We start from the raw sequence: 19,312 nt of genomic DNA on the forward strand, positions 1-19,312 counted from the left end.
AGCAGTACTACCGCGGGTCTACCGTGGGTCTACCGCGGGTCTACCGCACATGCCGCGCAAAACGAAACGTCCACGCTGGAGATGCGTGGACGTTTTCATTTGAGCGGCCGGTGAGGGCTGGTCAGCGCCGGTGCGATGCGCCGTTTCAGTGCATCACGTCAATGCGCGTGGATGCGCGTCAATGCATCACATCAACTGCGCGTCGCGCGTTTCGCGCATGCACAGCACGCCGATCATGCTCACGGCCGCCGCGATCGACACATACGCGCCGACCCACGGCAATCCGCCGTGCGCGGCCAGCACCTGGGCGATGTACGGCGCGACCGACGCGCCGAGAATCCCGCCGAGGTTATACGACACGCCTGCACCGGTATAGCGCACGTTGGTCGGGAACAGCTCCGGCAGCAGCGCGCCCATCGGCGCGAAGGTCACGCCCATCAGGAACAGCTCGATCACGAGGAACAGCAGCACCAGCGGCGGCTGTCCGCTGCCGAGCAGCGGCGCCATCGTGAAGCCCGACAGGATCGCCGCGACGATGCCCACGATCAGCACCGGCTTGCGGCCGTAGCGGTCCGCCGCCCATGCCGACAGCGGCGTGGCGAGCGCCATGAACACGACGGCGATGCACAGCATGCCGAGGAAGGTCGGCCGCGGAATATGCAGTACCGATACGCCGTACGACAGCGAGAAGGTCGTCGCGTTGTAGAACAGCGTGTAGCAGACCACCATCGCGAGCGCGCCGAGCAGCGTCGGCAGGCCGTGTTGCGACAGCAGCGTGGCGATCGGCACCTTCACGCGTTCCTTGCGTTCGATCGCCGCCTGGAAGGCCGGCGTTTCGGCGATTTTCAGACGCACGTACAGGCCGAGCGCGACCAGCACCGCGCTGACGAGGAACGGTACGCGCCAGCCCCAGCTGCGAAACTGCTCGTCGGTCAGCGACAGGGCGAGCGCGAAGAACAGACCGTTGGACGCGAGGAAGCCGATCGACGGTCCCAGTTGCGGGAACATGCCGAACCAGCCGCGTTTGCCGGGCGGCGCGTTTTCGGTGGCGAGCAGCGCGGCGCCGCCCCATTCGCCGCCCAGGCCAATCCCTTGCCCGAAGCGCAGCACGCACAGCAGGATCGGCGCGAGGCTGCCGATCGAGTCGTAGCCGGGCACGAAGCCGATCAGCGTGGTCGACAGGCCCATCACCAGCAGCGACGCGACCAGCGTCGATTTGCGGCCGATCCGGTCGCCGAAATGGCCGAACAGGAACGAGCCGATCGGCCGCGCGACGAACGCGATGCCGAACGTGACGAAGGCCGACAGCGCCTGAGCGGTCGCCGAGCCGTGCGGGAAAAACACCGGGCCGATGACGAGCGCCGCGGCGGTGGCATAGACGTAGAAATCGTAGAACTCGATCGCGGTGCCGATGAAGCTCGCGAAAATGATCCGCGCGCTGTTGTTCTGCCCGGCCGCATTGGGCTGGGCCGCGGAAATCGGCGAAGTGGACATGCAAGGTCTCCGTATGTCGTCGATGCTGGCGTGCGTCGCGTGGGCCGAAGCGGCGCGCGCGGGTGCGGCATCTGTGTTTGGGTTCGTGCGCTTCTGCGCCGGGCGGGGTGGGCCACGCGCGGCTCGGGCGACTAAGCGACAGCTTACAACGTCGGCGGTGCGCTTTCGTAGATGAAAGCGGCGATATTAGGGAAATAGCCTAGGGAATTAGCCAGGGCAAATCGCGAGGCGAACGGGCGACGCGAACACGCGAGGGGCGGCACGCAAGCCGCCGGGTTTCGATGTCCACCACGGTCGATCAATCAATCAATCGATCGTCTGCGCCTGCGGCGACGCCAGCTCGCGCAACTGGAACTTGCCGTCGTCGTTGAACAGCCAGTCCTCGAACAGTTCGAGCTGGCCGCGTCCGTTGAGTAACTTGCCGGGCGGCTGCGGCAGCGGCGATGCGCGCCGCAAGGTCGCGAGCGCGGTGCTTTCGGCTTCGTCGTCGCCATTGGTGCGATACACCGACGACTCCACCACGCGGCCGTTGCGATCCACGGTGAACGACACGACCACGAGCGAGCGCAGCATCGCCTGGGGCGTGCCGCGCAGCACATACGACGGATTGCGTTCGATGATGCGTCGCGCGACGGCATCGCGATACTGGTCGAGCGTCGCGCTGTTGACGGCAGCGGCCGGCACCGTGACCACGGGGCGGGTAGGCGGCGTGAACGTGCAGGCGCCCAGCGCGAGGGCAAGCGTCAGCGTCAGGGCGGGCAGTGTGGCGCCGGCAGCAAGCGCCGAAACGCTGTGAGCGTGACGTGTGCGGGTGAGCATGGTCGCGACGGCGTCGAAACGGGGTACTTCGATGGTAGTCAATAAGCGCCAGGTTTCAATCAGCGTTCGCCCTGCATGCATGACTGACCAGCGGAACGACCTGACCAACTAACCGTGCCCCAGGCCCTCCCTCCACCTTGTAATAGCCTGAAATATGAGCAGATTTGTTTGTGGCGCAAACACGCCTACACTCTGCTGGCCTCTTTCGGGAGGCATCGGTGGAAGTCTTTCATTTAGCCCGCTTCGTGCGGGCTTTCTTTTTTACGCGACGCTTTCACGTGCCGCGTCGCGGACGAAAAAAAAGCGAACCCATCGTCGATGGATTCGCTTTTCGTGACGACTTCAAGCCGTTTTACTTCAACGCCGCCCGTGCCGCCTTCACCGCCGCGAGCACCTGTTCAGGCGCCGTGCCGCCAGGATGATTGCGGCTCGCGACCGAACCTTCCAGCGTCAGATACGAGAACACGTCGTCGCCGATCAGATGCGCGACGTTCGGCAGTTCCGCACGCATTTCCTCCAGCGACAGATCCGCCAGGTCGCAGCCGCGATCCGCGCAGATGCGCACCGCCAGCGCGACCGCTTCGTGCGCGTCGCGGAACGGCAGGCCGCGCTTGACGAGGTAGTCGGCCAGGTCGGTCGCGGTCGAGAAGCCTTGCAACGCGGCGTCGCGCATGGCTTGCGGCTTCACCGAAATACCGGCGACCATTTCCGCGAAGATGCGCAGCGTGTCGGCCACCGTGTCGACGGTGTCGAACAGCGGTTCCTTGTCTTCCTGGTTGTCCTTGTTGTACGCGAGCGGCTGGCCCTTCATCAGCGTGAGCAGCGCGATCAGATGGCCGTTCACGCGGCCGGTCTTGCCGCGCGCGAGTTCCGGCACGTCCGGGTTCTTCTTCTGCGGCATGATCGACGAACCGGTGCAGAAGCGGTCGGCCAGATCGATGAAGCCGACGCGCGGGCTCATCCACAGCACCAGTTCTTCCGAGAAGCGCGACACGTGCGTCATCACCAGCGCCGAGGCGGCCGTGAATTCGATCGCGAAGTCGCGGTCGGACACCGCGTCGAGCGAGTTCGCGCAGATGCCGTCGAAGCCGAGCGTCTTCGCCACCGCGTGACGGTCGATCGGATAGCTGGTGCCGGCCAGCGCGGCGGCGCCGAGCGGCAGGCGGTTAACACGCTTGCGGCAATCGAGCATGCGCTCGGCGTCGCGCGAAAACATTTCGACGTAGGCGAGCAGATGGTGGCCGAACGTCACCGGCTGCGCGACCTGCAGGTGCGTGAAGCCCGGCATGATGGTCGACGCGTTTTTCTCCGCCATGTCGAGCAGGGCGGTGCGCAATTCGCCGAGCAATCCGCCGATGCGGTCGATCTCGCCGCGCAGCCACAGACGGATGTCGGTCGCGACCTGGTCGTTGCGCGAGCGGCCGGTGTGCAGGCGCTTGCCGGCGTCGCCGATCAGCGCGGTCAGGCGCGCCTCGATGTTCAGGTGCACGTCTTCCAGATCGAGTTGCCACTCGAACTCGCCGCGCTCGATTTCACCCTTGATCTGCGCCATGCCGCGCTGGATGGCAGCGAGGTCGTCGTCAGCGATGATCTTCTGCGCGGCCAGCATGGCGGCGTGCGCGAGCGATCCCTCGATGTCGACGAGCGCCAGCCGCTTGTCGAAGAAGACCGACGACGTATAGCGTTTGACGAGCTCCGACATCGGCTCCGAGAAGCGAGCCGACCAGGCTTCGCCTTTTTTGTGCAGTTGGGACGTCATGGTGTTGGGCAGTTAGGCCGCGGTTAAGCGGCAGTTGGGCGGCAAATAAGCAGCAAATAAACGGCGCGGTTGAGCGGCGGTAACAGCGAGGCGGCCGGCGGCGCGAGGGCACGACGCCGCGTGCGATCGACCCGCCGAAGCGCGGAAAGACAGCGATTTTAACACTGGCGGGATGGCGCGAAGCGGCGGCGGCCATGGTGCGGGATAGGCGCCAGCCTATATCGCGGCGCGGGGATGGCATCGCCTTGGCAGCGACGCCGCTCACGTTGCGCGCCTACTCGCGCACCAGCACCACCAGCTTCAGATCCTCGCGATGCGCGGGTTTGAACGTGATCTGGTCGAACACCACGCGGCCCTCGCGCGGATGGTTGAATTCGCGCCGGCCGCCCTCGCGGCCGCCGACGTCCTGCGACGCCCAGAAACGCGTGAACGCGTCGCTGGCGGCGCTGAGCGAATCGATCAGCGCGCGGGTGGGCGCGTCGTTCAGATGGCGGATCGAGTCGGCGCGAAATTCGGCGGCGAGCCGCCGCGCACGCGTTTCCCAATCGACGATCAACTCGCGCGCGACCGGTTCGGTGAAGGTGTAGCGCAGCAGATTGCGGTCGTGCATGCCGTCCAGCCAGCCGACGAACAGATCGGCCGCGCGCTCGTTCCACGCGAGCGCGGTCCACTGGCGGTCGAGCACGTAGGCCGGCGCGTCGACCAGCCGCACGGTTTCCAGCAGGGTGGCGGGCGCATCGGCGGCGGCGGGATCGGGCTCCGCCGGATCGCGTTGCGCGGCCAGTTCGAACAGATAGGCGCGCTCGGCCCGCGACAACTGCAGCGCCACCGCGATTCGCGCGAGCGCTTCCGCCGATGCGGACACCGGCCGCCCCTGTTCGATCCACGTGTACCAGGTTGGGCTCACGCCGCACAATTGCGCGACTTCCTCGCGCCGCAAACCCGGCGTGCGGCGGCGTGGCCCGGGCGGCAGGCCGACCGCCTGCGGCGACAGCCGCTCGCGATGGGCGCGGATGAATTCGCCGAGCGCACGGGCGGGCGTGGCATCGAGCGGCGGCGGATGGTCGGCGGTGGGCGTGGTCATGCTGATCGGTGTACGCGTGGCGCGAATCGTAATTGGGGCTAGTGGTTTCGATACCAGAATAATTGCTTAACTTGTACTGGTACACGACGGCCTCTATTGTAGCGGCAGGAACAGCGCGCAGCGCGTTCCCGTGTCGCTTGCGCGATACTCGATAACCGATAACCGGAGTCTCCCCATGAAGCATCACGATCAGGTCGCCGACGCGTTCGGCTCGACCGCCGCCGCTTACTTGACGAGTCAAACCCATGCGACCGGCGCGGACCTGCGCACGCTGGCCACGTCGATCGCGGCGACGCCCGGCGCGGTCGTGCTCGACATGGGATGCGGCGCGGGCCACGCGAGTTTCGCGGTCGCGCCGCACGCGCACGAAGTGGTCGCGTACGACATCGCGCCACAGATGCTGACGACGGTCGAAGGCGCCGCGCGCGAGCGCGGTCTCGCCAACATCCGCACGCAGCAGGGCGCCGCCGAGAAGCTGCCGTTCGCCGGCCATACCTTCGACTGGGTGATCAGCCGCATGAGCGCACACCACTGGCACGACGTGCCGCTTGCGCTCGCCGAAGTGCGCCGCGTGTTGAAGCCGGGCGGCCGGGTGTTGTTCATCGATATCGCGGGCAGCGATCATCCGTTGCTCGATACGCATTTGCAGGCCGTCGAGGTGCTGCGCGACGGCTCGCATATCCGCGATTACCGCGCCGACGAATGGCTGAGGTTTTTCGAAGCGGCGGGCTTCAAGGCATCGATTCGCGAGCGCTGGCGCATTGATATCGAATTCAGTTCGTGGGTTGCGCGCATGCGCACGCCGGAGCCGCGCGTGGTGGCGATCCGTTCGTTGTGGACGCACGCCCCCGATGAAGTGCGCGCGTATTTCGACGTGCAGGACGACGGTTCCTTCAAGCTCGACGCGCTGATGGTCGACGCCCAGTGAGGTGAAACGACGCGTGGCGCGCGGCGCATGACGCAAAGCATGCGGCGAATTTTCGCATTGCCGTCTCGCGCGGCCACGCGAGACGGCACGGGTGTTACGCTCCGGCTCGTTTTCCAAGCCTGGAGCGTCTTCATCATGTTGCGTCATCTGGTTTGTCTCGCCGCGGCCGTGTTGCCGCAGTGCGTGTTAGCCGACAGCTATCAAGACTACTATCGCCAACGCGGCACGACGTTGCCGCGCACCGTGTCGTCGGACCCGATGAGTCCACCGTCGGGTGTCGACGGCGCCGATCATGGATTGCCGCTGAACATGTCACGCGAGGCGCGTCGCGAATTCGAGGGACGTTACCGGGCGGAGCGGGACGCGCGCGATGCCGCCGCTCAAGCGCGCGATCATCCCGAGATCCATTTCAATATCCGGCCGCCGGAAATGCCGAAGCCGGTCGCGGCGGATTGATCCGCGACCGGCTTCGGCTGAACTGCAGATTTCAACGATGGTCTTTAACGATGGTCCTTAACCGCGGACCACGCCGACAAACGCTTAACCCGTATTGCGCAACCCCGCCGCAATCCCGTTGATGCTCAAATGAATCCCGCGCCGCACGCGCGCGTTCGTGTCGCCCGCGCGGTGACGCTTGAGCAGTTCGACCTGCAGGTGATTCAGCGGATCGAGATACGGGAAGCGGTTCTTGATCGAACGCGCGAGCAGCGGATTTTCCGCGAGCCGCTCGGCCTTGCCGGTGATTTCCGACAGCACCTTCGACGTGCGTTCCCATTCCGCGACGATCCGTTCGAACACGTGCTTGCGCAGCTTCTTGTCGGACACCAGCGCCGCGTAACGCGAGGCGACCGCGAGGTCGGTCTTCGCCAGCACCATGTCCATGTTCGACAGCAGGTTCGAGAAGAACGGCCAGCTCCTGTTCATCTTCTTGAGTAGCGCGAGACGGCGTGCACGTTCGGCTTCGCTCGGCGCGCCGTCGAGATGCGCGGCCACCGCGCTGCCGAAACCGTACCAGCCTGTCAGCAGCAGACGGCATTGACCCCACGAGAAACCCCAGGGAATCGCGCGCAGATCCTCGATCTTGCGTTGCTTCGGATCCTGCAGCTTGCGCGATGCCGGCCGGCTGCCGATATTCAGCTCGGCGATCTCCGCGATCGGCGTCGACTCGAAGAAGTACTCCTTGAAGCCCGGCGTTTCGTAGACCAGCGCGCGATACGAGGCCATCGCCGCATCGGACAACTGCTGCATGGTGGCTTCGAATTCGGGCAACTGCTGGGTGGGCGCATTGCCATGCGGCAGCAGCGACGCTTCGAGCGTTGCCGCGACCACCGTCTCCAGATTGCGCCGGCCGATTTCCGGATTGCTGAACTTGCTGGCGATCACTTCGCCCTGCTCGGTCAAGCGGATCTGGCCGTCGACGGTGCCAGGCGGTTGCGACAGAATCGCCTGATAGGTCGGACCGCCGCCGCGGCCGACGGTGCCGCCGCGGCCATGGAACAGACGCAGCGTGATGCCGCGCTGGTTGAACAGCGACACCAGCGCGAGTTCGGCGCGATACAGCTCCCAGTTCGACGTGAGGAAACCGCCGTCCTTGTTGCTGTCCGAATAGCCGAGCATCACTTCCTGTTCGTTGCCCTGATGCTCGATCAGCGAGTCGACGCCCGGCAGCGACATCAGATCGCGCATGATGTGCGGCGCGTTGCGCAGGTCGGGGATCGTCTCGAACAGCGGGATCACCATCAAGCCCGCTTTCGCCGGATCGTTCGCGTCGCCGAGACGGCCGTGCAGCAGACCGGTTTCCTTCTGCAGCAGCATCACCTCGACCAGATCGCTGACGGTCTCGGTGTGCGAAATGATGTAGTTGCGCACCGCGCGCGCGCCGAACTTCTCGCGCGTGACGCGTGCCTGTTCCAGCACGCCGAGTTCGCTCTTCACGAGATCGGAATACTCGGTATACGGCAGACGCAGCGGACGCGGCTGCGCCAGTTCGGCGAGCAGCACCTTGAGTTTGTCTTCTTCCGCGAGTGCCGCGTAGTCGTCGGCCACGCCCGCGCGCTTGAGCAGTTCGGCGATCACCGCTTCGTGGATGTCCGAGCTTTGACGCAGGTCGATGCTGGCGAGGTGGAAGCCGAATACTTCGGCGGCGCGCGCGAGCGGCGACAGACGCGGCGCGGCGAGCGGCGCGCCGTGATGCTCGACGAGCGAATCGATCAGCACGTGCAGGTCGCGCACGAAATCGGCGGCGTCGTCGTACGGAATCGCGCGCACCGGCGCCGCGCCGCGGCCCGCGCTGCGCAACTGCACGCTGCCTTCGCCGAGACGCACGCGCGCGCTGGCCGCGAGCCGCGTATACATGCCGATCAACGCGCGGCGGTACGGCTCGTCGGTACGATGCGGCGACTGATCGGGCGATGCGGCGGCCAGCGCCTTGAGCGGCTCGCTCGCGCCGGCCAGCAGGTTCGACACCGACAGTTCGGCGCCGAGCTTGTGCACCTGTTCCAGATAGTGGTCGAAGATCACTTCGGCCTGACGCGTGATGGCGTTCTCCAGCGTGTCGGCCGTCACGTTCGGATTGCCGTCGCGGTCGCCGCCGATCCAGCTGCCCATCTGGAAGAACGCCGGCAGACGCGCGTCGAGACCGTGCTCGGCGAGCGCTTCCTCGATGTCCGCGTACATCGCCGGAATTTCCTCGAGGAAGGTGGCGCGGTAGAACGACAGCGCGTTTTCGATTTCATCGGCGACGGACAGGCGCGAGTCGCGCAGCATGCGCGTTTGCCACAGCGAGGTGACGCGTGCCCGCAGCATCGCTTCGTTGTGCGCGCGTTCGCGCACCGTCAGTTCCTGGTCGCGCTCGGCGAGCAGACGCGCGACGTCGTGCTGCGCGTCGAGAATGCTCTTGCGCTGCACCTCGGTCGGGTGCGCGGTCAGCACCGGCACGATCAACGCTTCGTTGAAGAACTGTTGCAGCACCGGTGTTGCGGCGGCGCCGGCGGCCACCAGCCGTTCGAGCGCGTGGGCGATCGTGCCCGGCTGCGAGGTCGAGCCGGCCAGTGCGTGAATCCGGTGACGGCGATTGCGGTGACGGTCTTCGGCGATATTCGCCAGATGCGAGAAATAGCTGAACGCGCGCACCACGCTGACCGTCTGTTCCGGGCTCAGCGAGCGCAGTTTCTTGTCGAGCGTCTGCGCGGCCGCGCTGTCGTCCTCGCGACGGAAACGCACCGCCGTCTGACGGATCGCCTCGACGACGTCGAACACCGCGTCGCCTTCCTGCTCGCGCAGCACGTCGCCGAGCAGACGTCCCAGATAGCGGATGTCCTGGAACAGCGGATGGTCCTTGTCTTCGCGCGTGCGGCCGTTGCTCTTCGGCGCGGCCACCTTGGTGTCGCTCGACACCGCTTGCAGGCGCGGCGTTTTGCCGTTTGCCTTGCCAGTTGCCGGCGCCTGGGTCGCGCCGGCGGCGGCCTTGCTCTTCGCCGTCGCGGCCTTCGCCGATTTCGACGCCGATGCGGCGTTCCCGCTCGACGCGGCCTTCACGGCCTTCACGGCTTTCTCGGCCTTCGCGGCTTTCACCGGTTTGTCCGCCTTCGCGGCGGTGGACGTTTTAGCGGATTTGCCGGCCTTGGCCACATTGGCGGCCTGAGCGGCGCGCGGTGTTTTAGTCGCGCGTGTGGCCGGTGCCGACGCGGCGGCGTCGGCGGAAACGATGGGCGCAGCGGCGGTGTCGGCCGTGCTGGCGGTGGGCGATGCAGTGTTGCGGCGGGCAGGGCGCGCCGATCCGGAAGACGTCACGATAGGTTTCCTCAGGGAAGCCGGGTCTGTTAAGTGATGAACTGCTACTGCGGAACTGAACTACGAACTGCAAGATAAACAGCACTGACTGTGTCGCAGATGGAGAGCGAAACGACGACGGCGCTGCTGTGCCACTGCGCTGTCATGTCGCATGCTTCTGAGCGTCGAAGAGCCGGGACGCCGGTGAGGGTAGCCGGGCGTCGGGCTCGCGCTGCACGCCGGCCGGGTTGGCCGCGCGTCCAGGTTGCGCCGCATTGCATCATCCCGCATGCCGGGCAGCGGTGCGCGAACGACCGTGCGTGACAACCTGGGATGGGGCAGGCGCGCGCCGCGCGAGGCCTGTCTCCTCCATCGATACCACGCCCGCACGGCGGCTGGCCGTGCCTTGAGACATAAGGGCGCGTGCTAACATTGTTTGTTATGACATCCCGACATTCGATCAGCAAGCTAATGAACACCGAGACGTTTTCTACGCCACCCCACACGCTTGTGATTGCGTCGCGAGAGAGCCGCCTGGCCATGTGGCAGGCAGAGCATGTGCGATGTGCGCTGCACAAATTATATCCATCTTGTGACGTAAAAATCCTCGGAATGACGACACGCGGCGATCAAATTCTCGATCGCACGTTATCGAAGGTCGGCGGCAAGGGTCTGTTCGTCAAGGAACTGGAAGCCGCGCTCGCCGATGGCCGCGCCGACCTCGCCGTCCACTCGCTGAAAGATGTGCCGATGACCCTGCCCGAGGGCTTCGCGTTGTCGACCATCATGGAACGCGAAGACCCGCGCGACGCGCTGGTCTCCAATCAGTACGAATCGCTCGCCGCGCTGCCGGCCGGCGCGGTGGTGGGCACCTCGAGCCTGCGCCGCGAGGCGATGCTGCGCGTGCGCTATCCGCATCTCGAAGTGCGGCCGTTGCGCGGCAATCTGGACACGCGTCTGGCCAAGCTCGATCGCGGCGACTACGCGGCGATCATTCTGGCCGCGGCCGGGTTGAAGCGCCTGGGATTGGGCGAGCGCATCCGCGCATTGCTCGATCCGGAAGACAGTTTGCCGGCAGCGGGCCAGGGCGCGCTCGGCATCGAGATTCGCGCGGATCGCGCGGACCTCGCCGCGTGGCTCGCGCCGTTGCATCACGAACACACGGCGGCGGCCGTCGAAGCCGAACGCATGGTGTCGCGCATGTTGGGCGGCAGTTGCGAGGTGCCGCTCGCCGCCTACGCGACCTGGCGTGACGGCGCGTTGCATCTGCGCGGCATCGTCGCCACGCCCGATGGCAAGCGCGTGCTGAGCGCGCAGGCGTCGGCGCCGGCGCCGAGCGTCGAACGCGCGGTCGCGCTCGGCCAGCAGGTGGCCAGCGCACTCGAACAGCAGGGCGCGATGGAGATCGTGCGGGCGCTCAGCACGGCCAGCGGTCCGGCCGCTGGGTCGGCCGCGGCCAGCGCCGCGTCCCCCGCGTCCCACGTGTCCCCCGCGTCCGGTGATCAGGCAGCCGGCAGCACCACTGACGACGCCGCCCGCCACGCGTCGAGCGGCGACTGATGACGGCCGATCTCTCCGGCAACCTCTCCGCTAGCGCCGGTCCGGCGGCGTTCACCGTGGTGGTGACGCGACCGGCCGGTCAGTCGGCCGAACTGTTCGCGCGGCTCGCCGAAGCCGGCATCGCCACGCTCGAATTTCCGCTGATCGACATCGCGCCGGTACTCGACGCCGAGCCGTTGCGCGCCGCGCTCGCTTCGCTCGAACGTTACGCGCTGGTCGTGTTCGTGTCGCCCAACGCGATCGATCAGGCGTTCGCGCAGAGCGGCGCGATCTGGCCGCACGCGTTGCCGATCGGCGTGGTGGGGCCGGGCAGCGTGAAGGCGCTCGCCCGCCACGGCGTCGCGGCACCGGCCTATACGGTGATCAGCCCGCCGTCCGGTAGCGACGAAGACACCGCGCGCTTCGATTCCGAGGGGCTGTTCGCGGCGCTCGAAGGCGCGCTCGGCGAGACCAGCTTCGAGGGCAAGCGCGTGCTGATCGTACGCGGCGACGGCGGCCGAGAATGGCTCGCCGAGCGTCTGCGCGAAGCCGGCGCCGAGGTCGAGACGGTCGCGGCCTACCGGCGTCTCGTGCCGGAGCCGTCCATCGGCGGCTGGGCGCGCGTGCACGAGCTGCTCGCCGGTCAACCGCATGCATGGCTGCTGACCAGTTCCGAAGGCGTGCGCAATCTGCACGAACTCGCGCAGGAGCATCTGACCGCCGGCGAGATCGCCGCGCTCAAGCGCGCGACGCTCGTCACGCCGCATCCGCGTATCGCGCAGACCGCGCGGGCATTGGCTTTTGATAGCATTACGGTGTCCGGCGCGGGCGACGAGCGGATTGCCCGCGCGCTGCTTGCCGCCGTGCCGACCGTCGCTCAACCGGTATCGTCCAATCCGGCTCATTCACCGGCTAAATCACGCATGACAGACACGACCGCTTCCACGAACGCCTCACCTCAGCCGGCCGCGACCCATCCGTTGCCGCCGAATCCCCCCTTCACGCCCTACGAAGCGCAGAAGCGCCGCAGCGCGAGCGGACCGCTGCTGTGGTTTGTCGTGGTGGTCATCGCCTGCGCCGCGGGCGTCGGCGGCTTCGCGCTCAATCGCAAGGTGGACCGCGCGGCGCAGCAGATCGCGCAGCGTCAGCAGGCGAACGACGCGCAGACCGGCGATCTGCGCGTGAAGACCGAGCAGGCGCTGGCCACGGTGCATCAGTCGGATGCGCAGGTCGCGCAACTGGAAGGCAAGCTCGCCGACGCGCAAACCGCGCAGCAGGCGTTGCAACAGCAGTACACCGACCTCGCACGCAATCGCGACGACTGGACCTTCGCCGAAGTCGGGCAGATGCTGTCGGCGGCGAGCCAGCAGTTGCAGCTCACCGGCAACACCCAGCTCGCGCTGTTCGCGCTGCAAAGCGCCGATACGCGTCTGGCCGCATCGGACAGCCCGCAGGCCGTCACGGTGCGCAAGGCGATCGCGCAGGACATCGACAAACTGAAGGCCGCGCCGTCCACGGATCTGACCGGCCTCGCGATCAAGCTCGACAACGCGATCGACCAGATCGACAACCTGCCGCTGTCCGGCGAGGCGCCGATCGCGCACGCCACGCCGAAGGCCGCGACGTGGTCCGACACCGCCAAGGTGGCCGCGGCCACCGGCGAGCCGCGCTGGAAAGTGTGGTGGCACGAAGTGACGAGCGGCATCGGGCAGCAGTTGACGAGCCTCGTGCAGGTGCGTCGCATCGACAACGCGGATGCGATGCTGGTCACGCCGGATCAAGGCTACTTCGTGCGTGAGAACGTGAAGCTGCGTCTGCTGTCGGCGCGTCTCGCGCTGCTGTCGCGCAACCAGACCACGCTGAAGTCCGACCTGCAGGCCGCGCAAACGGCGCTGACGCGCTACTTCGACAATGCGTCGAAGAAGACGCAGACGGTCGAGGATCTGCTCAAGCAGGTGGATGCCGGTTCGGCCGCGGTCGAACTGCCGAATCTGAACACGAGCCTGCAAGCCGTGAATCAATACCGGGGCCGAGGTTAAACATGGCGATCCGGGGACTTCTATGGCTCGCGCTGCTGTTCGCCGTCGCGGTGGTACTCGCGGTGGTCGGACGTTTCGACATGGGTCAGGTGCTGTTGATCTATCCGCCGTACCGCGTCGACATTTCGTTGAATCTGTTCGTGGTCGGGCTGGTGGTGCTGTTCATCCTGCTGTACGCGCTGCTGCGTATCTTGCGCAACATCTGGCGCATGCCGCAGCGGGTGGCCGCGTACCGCGCGCGCTCGCGCGTCGCGAAGGCGCATGCGGCGCTGCGCGACGCGATCGGCAATCTGTACGCAGGGCGTTTCTCGCGCGCCGAGAAGGCCGCCAAGGATGCGCTCGCGAACGGCGACAACAAGGGCGCGGCCGGTTTGATCGCGGCCACCGCGGCGCACCGCATGCACGAATATGCGCGGCGCGACGAATGGCTCGCGCAGATCGACGGCGCCGACTGGCTGGATGCGCGTCTGATGGCCACCGCCGACATGCGCGCCGACGGCCGCGACGCGGACGGCGCATTGACCGCGCTGACCGAGATGCAGTCGCAGGGCGCGCGGCGCATTCACGCGCAGCAGATCATGTTGCGCGCGCAACAGCAATTGAAGAACTGGGCCGAGGTGCTCAAGCTCGTCAAGACGCTGGAAAAACGCGAGGCGATCCATCCGGCGGTGGCGGTGCGTCTGCGGCAACTGGCGGCGGAAAACCTGCTGCGCGATCGCCGTCACAATGCCGATGCGTTGCTGGAACTGTGGAGTTCGCTGTCGGCCACCGAGCGGCATTCGCCGCGTCTGGCCGATCTCGCCGCCGAACTGCTGGTCGCGCTGAACCGTCCGCAGGACGCGCGCAAGATCGTCGAGGAAGCGCTCGCGCAGAACTGGGACGCGCGTTTGTTGCGCCGCTATCCGGACACCACCGCGGGCGATGCGTTGCCGCTGATCCAGAAGGCCGAGGCATGGCAGAAGGATCGGCCGGAAGACGCGGACCTGATGTTCGCGCTGGGTCGTCTGTGCCTGCATCAGCAGTTGTGGGGCAAGGCGCAGTCGTTCCTCGAACGCGCGTTGAAGCTTGCCGACAACGAGACGCTGAAGATCCGCTCGCATCGTGCGCTGGCCCGTCTGCACGAACAGCTCGGCGATACCGACAAGGCGAGCCAGCACTATCGCGAGAGTGCGTTGGCGATGAATATCGTTTGATGGACGGTTCAAGCGCCGGGCGAGTGACCTCGGTGCGGAGACGGAAAACAAAAAACCCGGCGTGCGCAACGCCGGGTTTTTTTATTGGGGCTTTGTTCAAGCGCGATTCTAGTTCACCCGATCAACCCATCACCGGTTCACCAGCTTCGCCGGCACGCTCACCGCCAGCAATCCGCCCAGCACCATGAAGGCCGCCAGCATGTACATGCCGGAATCGTTCGCGGCGGTCGCCTGCTTGAGCCAGCCCACCGCATACGGACTCAGAAAGCCCGCCAGATTGCCGATCGAGTTGATCAGCGCGATGCCGGCCGCCGCGCCCGTGCCGGCGAGAATCGCCGTCGGTAGACTCCAGAACAGCGGCAAGGTGGTCAGAATGCCCATGGTCGCGAGCGTGAGCGCGGTCATCGCGAGCACCGTGTTGTGCGCCCACACCACCGACAGCACCAGCCCGACCGCGCCGGCGAAAGCGGGCAGGGCGATATGCCAGCGCCGCTCGCGCGTGCGGTCCGCGCTGCGCGACACGAAGACCATCGCCACCACGGCGGCCGCGAACGGAATCGCGGAGAGCAGGCCGATCATGAACGCATCCGTGACGCCGGTCGCCTTGATGATGGTCGGCAGCCAGAAGCTCACGCCGTAGAGGCCCATCACGAACGAGAAGTACACGAGGCTCAGCATCAGCACACGGCCGCTCGTCAGCACCTCGCGGATCGGCATGTCGTGCTTGATCGCTTCCTCGGCGGACACGTGGCTTTCGAGCAGGCGCTGTTCTTCCGCCGTCAGCCATTTAGCGTTCGCGATCCGGTCGTCCAGCAGCACGAACACGAGGATGCCGACGATCACCGACGGAATCCCCTCGAGCAGAAACAGCCACTGCCAGCCGTGCCAGCCGTTCGCGCCGTTGAAGCTCTTCAGGATGTAGCCCGACACCGGCCCGCCGATCACGCCCGACAGCGCGATCGCCGTCATGAACCAGGTGGTCATGCGGCCGCGCCGGTGCGCCGGATACCAATACGTGAGGTACAGGATGATGCCGGGGAAGAAGCCCGCCTCGGCGAGACCGAGCAGGAAGCGCATCACGTAGAACATGGTCGGCGTGGTGACGAACATGGTCAGCATCGAGATGATGCCCCACGACACCATGATCCGCGCGATCCACACGCGTGCGCCGACCTTGTGCAGGATCACGTTGCTCGGCACTTCGAAGATGAAATAGCCGACGAAGAAAATCCCCGCGCCGAAGCCGTAGACGGCGTCGCTCAGACCGAGGTCGCTGGTCATCTGCAGCTTCGCGAAGCCGACGTTGACGCGGTCCAGATAGGCGACCACGTAGCAGAGCATCAGAAGCGGCGCGAGCCGCCACGTGACCTTGCGATAGGTGGCCTCCTCGAAGGTGGAGGGTGGCGCCCCCGCGCCGGGATGGTGGAGCGGATTTGCAGGACTAGCCATGGTGTCTCCTCTTTTCTTGTGGAATGGAAGTACCGCCGTCGATCGATTCTAGCCGCGCCCGGTGCCCCGTATCGCATGACGCACGGGTACCGGGGGAAAACACTGACGGCCAGGCCGGCGTTGCTACACGCAGCGTCCGCCGTCCACTTCCAGGCACACCCCGGTGATGAACTCCGCCTCGTCCGAGGCGAGATACAGCGCGGCGTTGGCGATGTCCTGCGGCGTCGAGAAGCGCCCGAGCGGAATGCCCGCGAGAAAGCGCTGCCGGTTCGCGGGCGTGTCCTCGACGCCCATGAACTCCGACAGCAGCGCCGTTTCGCCGATCACCGGATTCACGCAGTTCACGCGAATCCGCTCCGGCCCGAGCTCGACCGCCAGCGACTTGCTGGCGATGATCACCGCGCCCTTGCTGCCGTTGTACCAGACGAGTCCCGGGCGCGGCCGCACGCCGGCCGTCGACGCGATATTGATGAACGCGCCGCCGCCCTGCTCGCGGAAATACGGCACGAACTCCTGCACGCTCCAGTAGAGGCTCTTGACGTTGACCGCGTAGACGCGGTCGAACTCGGCCTCGGTGACGTCCATCACGGGCTTGTTGCGATGCGTGGTGCCCGCGTTGTTGACCACGATCTGCACGCTGCCGAAGTCGTCGAGCGCCGCTTCGCGCAGGCGCCGCCAGTCGTCGCGCAGCGCGACGTTGCCCGCCACCGCGATCGCCTTGCCGCCGGCCAGCGCGATGTCGCTTGCCACGCGTTCGGCGGCGGCGCCGTTCAGGTCGTTGACCACCACGTTCGCGCCTTCGCGCGCGAAGGTCTTCGCGATGCCTTCGCCGAAACCCGAGCCGCCACCCGTGACGATGGCCGTTTTACCTGTCAACCGCATGTTGTCTCCGTTGTTGTGGGTGAGTGCCTAACCGTGGCGGATCGCGATGGTTTTCAGCACGGTGAAACCGTACAGCGCCTCGAAGCCCTTCTCGCGGCCATGCCCCGAATGCTTGACGCCGCCGAACGGCAATTCCACGCCGCCGCCCGCGCCGTAGTTGTTGATGAACACCTGGCCGGAGCGCAGGCGTCGCGCGAGGCGCATCTGCCGCGCGCCGTCGCGGGTCCAGATGCCGGCCACGAGGCCGTACTGCGTGCCGTTGGCGAGCGCGAGCGCTTCGTCTTCGCCGGTGAAGGACATCGCGGCGAGCACCGGGCCGAACACTTCGTCGCGTGCGAGACGGTGGCCGGCGGGCACGTCGCGTAGCAGCGTGGGCGCCTGATAGAAGCCGCTTTCGGGCGCCTCGGCGATCACCTCGCCGTGCGCCGCCATCGGGATGCCGTCGTGCTGCGCGTCGGAGAGAAAGTCCCACACGCGCTGCTGCTGCTTCGCGTTGATCAGCGGTCCGCAGTCCAGATCGGCCTGCGACGGGCCGACGCGCAGCGCGTGAAACGCGTGGCTCAGCCGGTCGAGCAGCGGCTCGTAAATGCTCCGCTCGATCAGCACGCGGCTGCCCGCCGAGCAGATCTGCCCGGCGTTCTGCACGATCGCCGACACCAGCACCGGCAACGCCGCGTCGAGGTCCGCGTCGGCGAAGACGATCTGCGGCGACTTGCCGCCGAGTTCGAGCGTGACCGGCACATGGTTGTCGGCGGCGGCCTGGGCGACCGCCTTGCCGGTTTCCGGCGACCCGGTGAACGAGATGTGATCGATGCCGGGATGCGCGGCGAGCGCCGCGCCCGCTTCGTAACCGAAGCCCGTGACGATGTTCAGCGCGCCGGGCGGCAAGCCCGCCTCGGCCGCCAGTTCGGCGACGCGCAGCACGGACAGGCACGCATCCTCGGCCGGTTTGACCACGCAGGCGTTGCCGGCGGCGAGCGCCGCGCCGACGCTGCGGCCGAAGATCTGCATCGGGTAGTTCCACGGCACGATGTGGCCGGTGACGCCGTGCGGCTCGCGGATCGTCAGCACCGTGTAGCCGGATTGATAGGGCAGGGTCTCGCCGTGCAGCTTGTCGGCCGCGCCGGCGTAGAACTCGAAGTAGCGGACGAGGGCGGCCGAATCGGCGCGGGCCTGCTTGAGCGGCTTGCCGGTGTCGCGCGCTTCGAGTTGGGCCAGTTCTTCCTGGCGGGCCGCGACCAGCATCGACAGCCGGTATAGCACGCGGCCGCGCTCGGCGGCGCTCGCCTCGCCCCATGCGCCTTCGAACGCGCCGCGGGCGGCGCGCACCGCGCTGTCGATATCCGCCGCGGTGCCGCGTGCGAGACGGGTGAACGGCTGCCCGTCGGATGGATCGAGCACGGCGATCGTCTCGCCGCCTGAGGCGGCGCACCATTCGCCGCCGATGAAGTGTCGGGCTTCTTCCATGCAGACTCCTTGAGGTGACATGCAGCGGCAGGGCGCCGTTTCGTTGCGATGCGGCAACGCGGTGGACGGCGGCGTCGAACGATTATCGCGCCGATCCTCGCGCAGGGGCGCTGGATCGATTGGCTATAATGGCGCATTCCGCACTGTCCGGCCGCCGCGCCGCACGCCGTGTTTCGATTCCTTCCTGATCAGAGAGCGCCATGAGCTTCAATCACGTCCCCGCAGGCAAAGACCTTCCGCACGATTTCAACGTCATCATCGAAATCCCGGCGCAAAGCGATCCGGTGAAATACGAGGCGGACAAGGATCTGGGTCTGCTCGTCGTCGACCGTTTCATCGGCACCAACATGCGTTATCCGGCGAACTACGGTTTCATTCCGCAAACCCTGTCGGGCGACGGCGACCCGGTCGACGTGCTGGTGATCACGCCGTTCCCGCTGCTGGCCGGCTCGGTGGTGCGCGCCCGCGCGCTGGGCATGCTGCAAATGACCGACGAATCCGGCGTGGACGCGAAGCTGGTTGCCGTCGCGCACGACAAGATCTGCCCGATGACCGCCGACCTGAAGTCGATCGACGACGTCCCGGCGTACCTGAAGGACCAGATCAAGCACTTCTTCGAGCAATACAAGGCGCTCGAAAAGGGCAAGTGGGTGAAGGTCGAAGGCTGGGCGGGCATCGACGCCGCGCACAAGGAAATCACGGAAGGCGTGGCGAACTACAAGAAGTAAATTCGCCGGCCACGGACCGGGGCTTGATGCCGCTGGTCCGCCGAAAAGAAAACCGCGCGAGCCCGCCAGGGCCGCGCGGTTTTTTCATGGCGCCGGCATCAGGTATAGCCTGAGTGCATCGCAAGGATGAACCGAAGCCATTTTTATAACCTGGTGTAAA

At 66.5% G+C, this 19,312-nt stretch carries 14 protein-coding genes; 6 read left to right on the forward strand and 8 right to left on the reverse strand.

Annotated features, from left to right (window positions below; genetic code table 11):
* Positions 1-186 precede the first annotated feature (186 nt).
* From LFL96_RS04515 to LFL96_RS04530, 4 genes are all read right to left on the reverse strand, one after another.
* Entirely contained in the window at positions 187-1,494 is a 1,308-nt protein-coding gene (locus tag LFL96_RS04515) for an MFS transporter (protein WP_280998494.1), read from the reverse strand.
* Between the two features lie 306 nt (positions 1,495-1,800).
* Positions 1,801-2,313, reverse strand: coding sequence for an energy transducer TonB (locus tag LFL96_RS04520; RefSeq protein WP_281000559.1), 513 nt, complete (start codon positions 2,311-2,313; stop codon positions 1,801-1,803).
* A gap of 352 nt (positions 2,314-2,665) precedes the next feature.
* Positions 2,666-4,072 (reverse strand): argininosuccinate lyase, encoded by a 1,407-nt coding sequence (gene argH / locus LFL96_RS04525; RefSeq protein ID WP_280998496.1) that lies wholly within the window; start codon positions 4,070-4,072, stop codon positions 2,666-2,668.
* A gap of 274 nt (positions 4,073-4,346) precedes the next feature.
* Positions 4,347-5,156 carry a helix-turn-helix transcriptional regulator gene (locus tag LFL96_RS04530; RefSeq protein ID WP_280998498.1) on the reverse strand — a complete coding sequence of 270 codons (810 nt, stop codon included), beginning with the start codon at positions 5,154-5,156 and terminating at the stop codon, positions 4,347-4,349.
* A gap of 175 nt (positions 5,157-5,331) precedes the next feature.
* Between LFL96_RS04530 and LFL96_RS04535 the strand changes: the two genes are divergently transcribed.
* Both LFL96_RS04535 and LFL96_RS04540 read left to right on the forward strand, forming a co-directional pair.
* Positions 5,332-6,084: a class I SAM-dependent methyltransferase gene (locus tag LFL96_RS04535; protein WP_280998500.1), complete on the forward strand. Its 753-nt coding sequence runs from the start codon at positions 5,332-5,334 to the stop codon at positions 6,082-6,084.
* A 135-nt stretch (positions 6,085-6,219) separates the two neighbouring features.
* Positions 6,220-6,540: a hypothetical protein gene (locus tag LFL96_RS04540; RefSeq protein ID WP_280998502.1), complete on the forward strand. Its 321-nt coding sequence runs from the start codon at positions 6,220-6,222 to the stop codon at positions 6,538-6,540.
* 84 nt (positions 6,541-6,624) lie between these two features.
* On the opposite strand, the gene ppc is transcribed toward LFL96_RS04540, so the two are convergent.
* Entirely contained in the window at positions 6,625-9,876 is a 3,252-nt protein-coding gene (gene ppc / locus LFL96_RS04545) for a phosphoenolpyruvate carboxylase (protein ID WP_280998504.1), read from the reverse strand.
* Positions 9,877-10,326: 450 nt separating this feature from the next.
* Here ppc and hemC point away from each other — a divergent pair, with 450 nt between their 5' ends.
* From hemC to LFL96_RS04560, 3 genes are read left to right on the forward strand one after another with little or no spacing between them, the layout of a single operon-like run.
* The gene (hemC, locus tag LFL96_RS04550) at positions 10,327-11,415 is read left to right on the forward strand and encodes a hydroxymethylbilane synthase (RefSeq protein WP_280998506.1); all 1,089 of its coding nucleotides are present in this window, start codon (positions 10,327-10,329) and stop codon (positions 11,413-11,415) included.
* Positions 11,415-13,433: a fused uroporphyrinogen-III synthase HemD/membrane protein HemX gene (hemDX, locus tag LFL96_RS04555; protein WP_280998508.1), complete on the forward strand. Its 2,019-nt coding sequence runs from the start codon at positions 11,415-11,417 to the stop codon at positions 13,431-13,433. Before hemC ends, hemDX begins: the two co-directional genes overlap by 1 nt.
* A 2-nt stretch (positions 13,434-13,435) precedes the next feature.
* On the forward strand, positions 13,436-14,626 hold the full coding sequence (locus LFL96_RS04560; protein WP_280998510.1) for a heme biosynthesis protein HemY: 1,191 nt from the start codon (positions 13,436-13,438) through the stop codon (positions 14,624-14,626).
* 129 nt (positions 14,627-14,755) lie between these two features.
* Here LFL96_RS04560 and LFL96_RS04565 read toward each other — a convergent pair whose 3' ends face one another.
* The 3 genes from LFL96_RS04565 to LFL96_RS04575 all read right to left on the reverse strand — a co-directional run bounded on the left by LFL96_RS04565 (position 14,756) and on the right by LFL96_RS04575 (position 18,424).
* The gene (locus tag LFL96_RS04565) at positions 14,756-16,075 is read right to left on the reverse strand and encodes an MFS transporter (RefSeq protein WP_280998512.1); all 1,320 of its coding nucleotides are present in this window, start codon (positions 16,073-16,075) and stop codon (positions 14,756-14,758) included.
* A gap of 123 nt (positions 16,076-16,198) precedes the next feature.
* Positions 16,199-16,957, reverse strand: a complete 759-nt coding sequence (locus LFL96_RS04570; RefSeq protein WP_280998514.1) for an SDR family oxidoreductase — start codon at positions 16,955-16,957, stop codon at positions 16,199-16,201.
* 27 nt (positions 16,958-16,984) lie between these two features.
* Complete coding sequence (locus tag LFL96_RS04575; protein ID WP_280998516.1) at positions 16,985-18,424, reverse strand: aldehyde dehydrogenase family protein; 1,440 nt, start codon at positions 18,422-18,424, stop codon at positions 16,985-16,987.
* Between the two features lie 200 nt (positions 18,425-18,624).
* Here LFL96_RS04575 and ppa point away from each other — a divergent pair, with 200 nt between their 5' ends.
* Positions 18,625-19,152, forward strand: coding sequence for an inorganic diphosphatase (gene ppa / locus LFL96_RS04580; protein ID WP_280998518.1), 528 nt, complete (start codon positions 18,625-18,627; stop codon positions 19,150-19,152).
* The last annotated feature ends 160 nt before the right edge of the window (positions 19,153-19,312 follow it).

Source organism: Paraburkholderia sp. D15 (genome assembly GCF_029910215.1).
GTDB lineage: Bacteria > Pseudomonadota > Gammaproteobacteria > Burkholderiales > Burkholderiaceae > Paraburkholderia.